The sequence below is a fragment of the Achromobacter sp. genome (assembly GCF_036567245.1).
Taxonomy (GTDB): domain Bacteria; phylum Pseudomonadota; class Gammaproteobacteria; order Burkholderiales; family Burkholderiaceae_B; genus Achromobacter.
Window position 1 is genome coordinate 1 of sequence record NZ_DATCUY010000524.1, and the last position, 4,083, is coordinate 4,083.

Genomic DNA, 4,083 nt, shown 5'->3' on the forward strand with positions numbered 1-4,083 from the left:
ATGCGCGGGGCGTCGATAAGCCCGAGGGAATCTGAAGGAAAGGCCGCAGGCCTTGACGAAGATGACGAAGGGGAAGTCCGGAGCGAAGGCTCCGGACCGCAATCGTTGCCCCGCGCATGGCAGGCCCCCGCCGCCACAGGCGTCCAAAGAACCCGCATCGCCTGCAACGAGCAAGCAAGAGCCTAAAGCTCCACCTGCATCCCCATCTCCACCACCCGATTAGCCGGAATCTTGAAGAACTTGGTGCTACGCGTAGAGTTCCGGGCCATGAACGAAAACACCGCCCGCCGCCACCGCCACAACGCCGGCTTCCTGGCCGCCACCACCGTCTGCCGCGACAGGAAATAGGAAGTCCGCATCGGCTCCAGATCGATCTCCGGATAAGCCTCCGCCACCAGCCGCAACGCCTCCGGCACGTCCGGATCTTCCTTGAAACCATAGTTGATCGTCGCCTGCCAGCTCGACGCCGACAGCTTGGCCACGGAGAAACGCTCTTCCGGCGAAACATAAGGCACGTCCGCCACCAGGATGGTCAGAAACAGCACATGATCGTGCAGCACCTTGTTGTGCTTCAGGTTATGCAGCAGCGCCGGCGGCACATTGCCCGAATTCATGGTCATGAAGATGGCCGTGCCCGGCACCCGCGACGGCGGATATTCCTCCAGCTGCGCCATGAATTCCTTAAGCGGCTGGCGGTCCCGCTGCTGCATCTCGGACAGCAGCCGACGCCCGCGGCGCCACGTCATCATCAGCGTGAACACCACGATGGCCACCAGCAGCGGCAGCCAGCCGCCCTCGTGGATCTTGAACACGTTGGCCGAGAACAGCAGCACGTCGAACAGCAGCAACAGGCCCAGCGCCACCAGCCACAGCACGCGTTTGAGCCCGGTCGAACCCCGCGGCAACACCGCAAAGGCCAGCACCGAGGTCGTGAACATCGTGCCGGTGACCGCAAAGCCATAAGCGGCGGCCAGGTTGTCCGAATTGCGGAACAGCAGCACCAGGATCAGCACCGCGCACAGCAGCAGCGCATTGACCTGCGGCAGGTAGATCTGCCCCTTCTCGACCGCCGAAGTATGCAGGATCTGCATGCGCGGCCAGAACCCCAGCTGCACTGCCTGGCGCGTGACCGAGTAAGCCCCGGAAATAACGGCCTGCGACGCCACGATGGTCGCGATGGTGGCTAGCGCCACCAGCGGCGCCAATCCCCATTCCGGCGCCATCATGAAGAACGGATTGCGGATCGCCGTCGGATCGCGCAACAGCAGTGCACCCTGGCCGAAATAGCACAGCGTCAGCGCCGGCAGCACCATGCTGAACCAGGCGCGGCGGATCGCGGGACGGCCGAAGTGGCCCATGTCGGCATACAGCGCCTCGGCACCGGTCAGGGCCAGCACCACCGCTCCCAGCAGCACGAAACTGATCCAGGGGAATTCGACGATGAAGCGCAGCCCCCACATCGGGTTCAACGCCCGCAGCACTTCCGGGGTCTGCCAGATCTGCCAGCCGCCCAGCGCGGCCAGCGTGCCAAACCACAGCAGCATCACCGGACCGAACAGCTTGCCCATCGCGCCTGTGCCATGCGACTGGATCGCGAACAGCGCGATCAACACGACCAAAGCCAGCGGCACCACCCAGGCATCAAGCTGATGCGACACGATGCCTATCCCTTCCAGCGCCGACAACACCGAGATCGCCGGCGTGATCATGCTGTCGCCATAGAACAGCGCCGCGCCGAAGATCCCCAACACGATCAGCACCCAACGCAGCTTGCCTTCGCGCCCGCGCACTGCCAATTCCAGCAAGGCCAGCGTGCCGCCCTCGCCACGGTTGTCGGCGCGCAGCACCAGAGTCACGTACTTGAACGACACCACCACCATCAGCATCCAGAACAGGATGGACAGCACGCCCAACAGGTGGGCCGGCTCCAAATCGGTGTGCACGCTCAGCCCCGTCAAGCAGGCCCGCAGCGTATACAGAGGGCTGGTGCCGATATCGCCGTACACCACGCCCAGCGCCCCCATGATGAGAGCAGCCCGCGACGACGGCGCGTGTCCGCCAAGTGCATGCCCATTGGACGACGAAGGAACGCTGACCGAACCCTGGCTCATGATGTAGGTTCTTGACGAGTGAGTTGGGCTCCCTTGCGGGGGCCGGGAAACACGACGGAAAGCCGTGTTCCTGAAAAGTCCGGACGGCTGGTGAGCTTCCACCAGGCGCCATGCGCGTGCGCGATCTCCCGCACGATGGCCAGGCCCAGGCCGGACCCGCCGGCGGTGGCCGTGGGCGAACGGTAGAAAGCCTCGAACACGCGTTCGCGCTCATCGGGAGAAATGCCCGGCCCATCGTCCTCCACGGTCAGCGAAGGCGGATTGGCGCCGACGATCAGCGTGATGCGGCCGGTCTTGTTGCCGTAGCGCAGCGCGTTGTCGATGAGGTTGCCTAACAGCTCGGCCAACAGCAAGGGATCGGCGTCGATCCAGATCGGCGCGTCGGGCGCCACCAGATCCAGTTCGTAGTGCGCCTCGCGCACCCGCGGAAACCACTCCGCGCCGTTGGCGCGCACCCATTCGCACAGGTCGATGCGCACGAAGCTGTCTTGCGGGCGGGCGTTGGGGTCGGCGCGCGCCAGGACCAGCAGTTGCTGCCCCAGGCGGATCATGCGGTCGCTGACAGCCTTGATGCGTTCCGCCCGTGCCCGCACGTCGTCGGGCAAGGGACGCGCCAGCATCAGCTCGGACTCCAGCCGCAGGCCGGACAAGGGCGTGCGCAGCTGATGCGCGGCATGGCCGATGAAGCGGCGCTGCGCCGCCAGCGAGGCGTCCAGGCGCAGCAGCAGATCATTGGTGTGCGTCACCAGCGGCTCGATTTCGACCGGCACGCCGGCCACTTCCAGCGGTTGCATGTCGTCGATGGAGCGTTGCCTAATCTCTTCAGACAGGTGATTGACCGAACGTAGTCCGGAGCGTACCCCCTGCACCACCACCCAGGTAAACAGCGCAATCAACGCGATCTGCCCCACCACCATCAGCCAGAAGAAGTCTTCCAGCATCCAGATCGACATATCGATCTTGTGCGTGATAACCCACGTGGCTGCCAGGTCCAGCAGGACCAGCAGCAGGATCGGCGGCATCAGGCGGATGACCAGATGCCGCGCAAGCGAACGGGAGGGGAGCAAGGGGCGAGAAGCCGGAGTAGAAGTAGGAATGCGTTCCTGCATCATGGCGCAATGCTCTCGCCCAGGCGTATGGATGCGCTCGGCCGGCGCGACCCGGCCGCGGCCGGCCCGTCAGGCCGTTTCCACATCCAGCATGTAGCCAAAGCCGCGCACCGTCTGAATGCTGGCGCCCGTGCCTTCCAGGCGCTTGCGCAAGCGGTACACATAGACTTCGACGGCGTTTTCGCTGAAATCGGCGTCCCAGGCGGAAAGCGAGTTCACGATCTGGCGCTTGGTCACGACGCGGCCGACGCGGGCCATCAGCATTTCCAGGACAGAAAGTTCGCGCACCGACAGGGACAGGCGCTGGCCATTGGCGCGGACTTCGCGGCCGACGGTGTCGAACACCAGCGGTCCGACTTCGATCAGGGGCTGCGCCTGGCCGGCGCGGCGCCGGCCGAAAGCGCGCACGCGCGCCGCCAGCTCGGGCAGTTCGAACGGTTTGGTGACGTAATCGTCCGCCCCGGCGTCCAGGCCCGCGACGCGGTCCTCGATGCCATCGCGGGCGGTGAGGATCAGCACGGGGACCTGGTTGCCGTCCTGCCGCAACTGCCGCAGTACGTCCAGCCCGCTCATGCCGGGGAGGTTGAGGTCGAGCAGCATCAGGTCGTAGGGCTGGCCCGCCAAGGCGCCCAGAACCCGGTCGCCCTCGGTCAGCCAGTCGACCGCATAGCCTTGGTCGGCCAGAAATTCCTGGAGCGCGTGGCCCAGGGTGGTGTCGTCTTCGATTACCAGAACTCGCATGCGGCGATTCTAGCGCGATCCCGGCCGGAACGGGGCGTGAAATACGCCCCGGGGCCGGGAAGCGTTCAAGGTGCGGACGGAGCCGGGGCGGCTCCGGCTGCGGCGGGGGCTGCCGCGCCCGC

General features: G+C 65.6%; 3 protein-coding genes. All 3 read right to left on the reverse strand.

What is annotated here, in order from left to right:
- Positions 1-182 precede the first annotated feature (182 nt).
- Positions 183-2,111, reverse strand: coding sequence for a potassium transporter Kup (locus tag VIR09_RS22150; protein WP_332014800.1), 1,929 nt, complete (start codon positions 2,109-2,111; stop codon positions 183-185).
- Positions 2,108-3,223: a sensor histidine kinase gene (locus tag VIR09_RS22155; RefSeq protein WP_332014801.1), complete on the reverse strand. Its 1,116-nt coding sequence runs from the start codon at positions 3,221-3,223 to the stop codon at positions 2,108-2,110. Before VIR09_RS22155 ends, VIR09_RS22150 begins: the two co-directional genes overlap by 4 nt.
- 66 nt (positions 3,224-3,289) lie before the next feature.
- Positions 3,290-3,961 (reverse strand): response regulator transcription factor, encoded by a 672-nt coding sequence (locus tag VIR09_RS22160; RefSeq protein ID WP_006218435.1) that lies wholly within the window; start codon positions 3,959-3,961, stop codon positions 3,290-3,292.
- Positions 3,962-4,083: the final 122 nt, after the last annotated feature.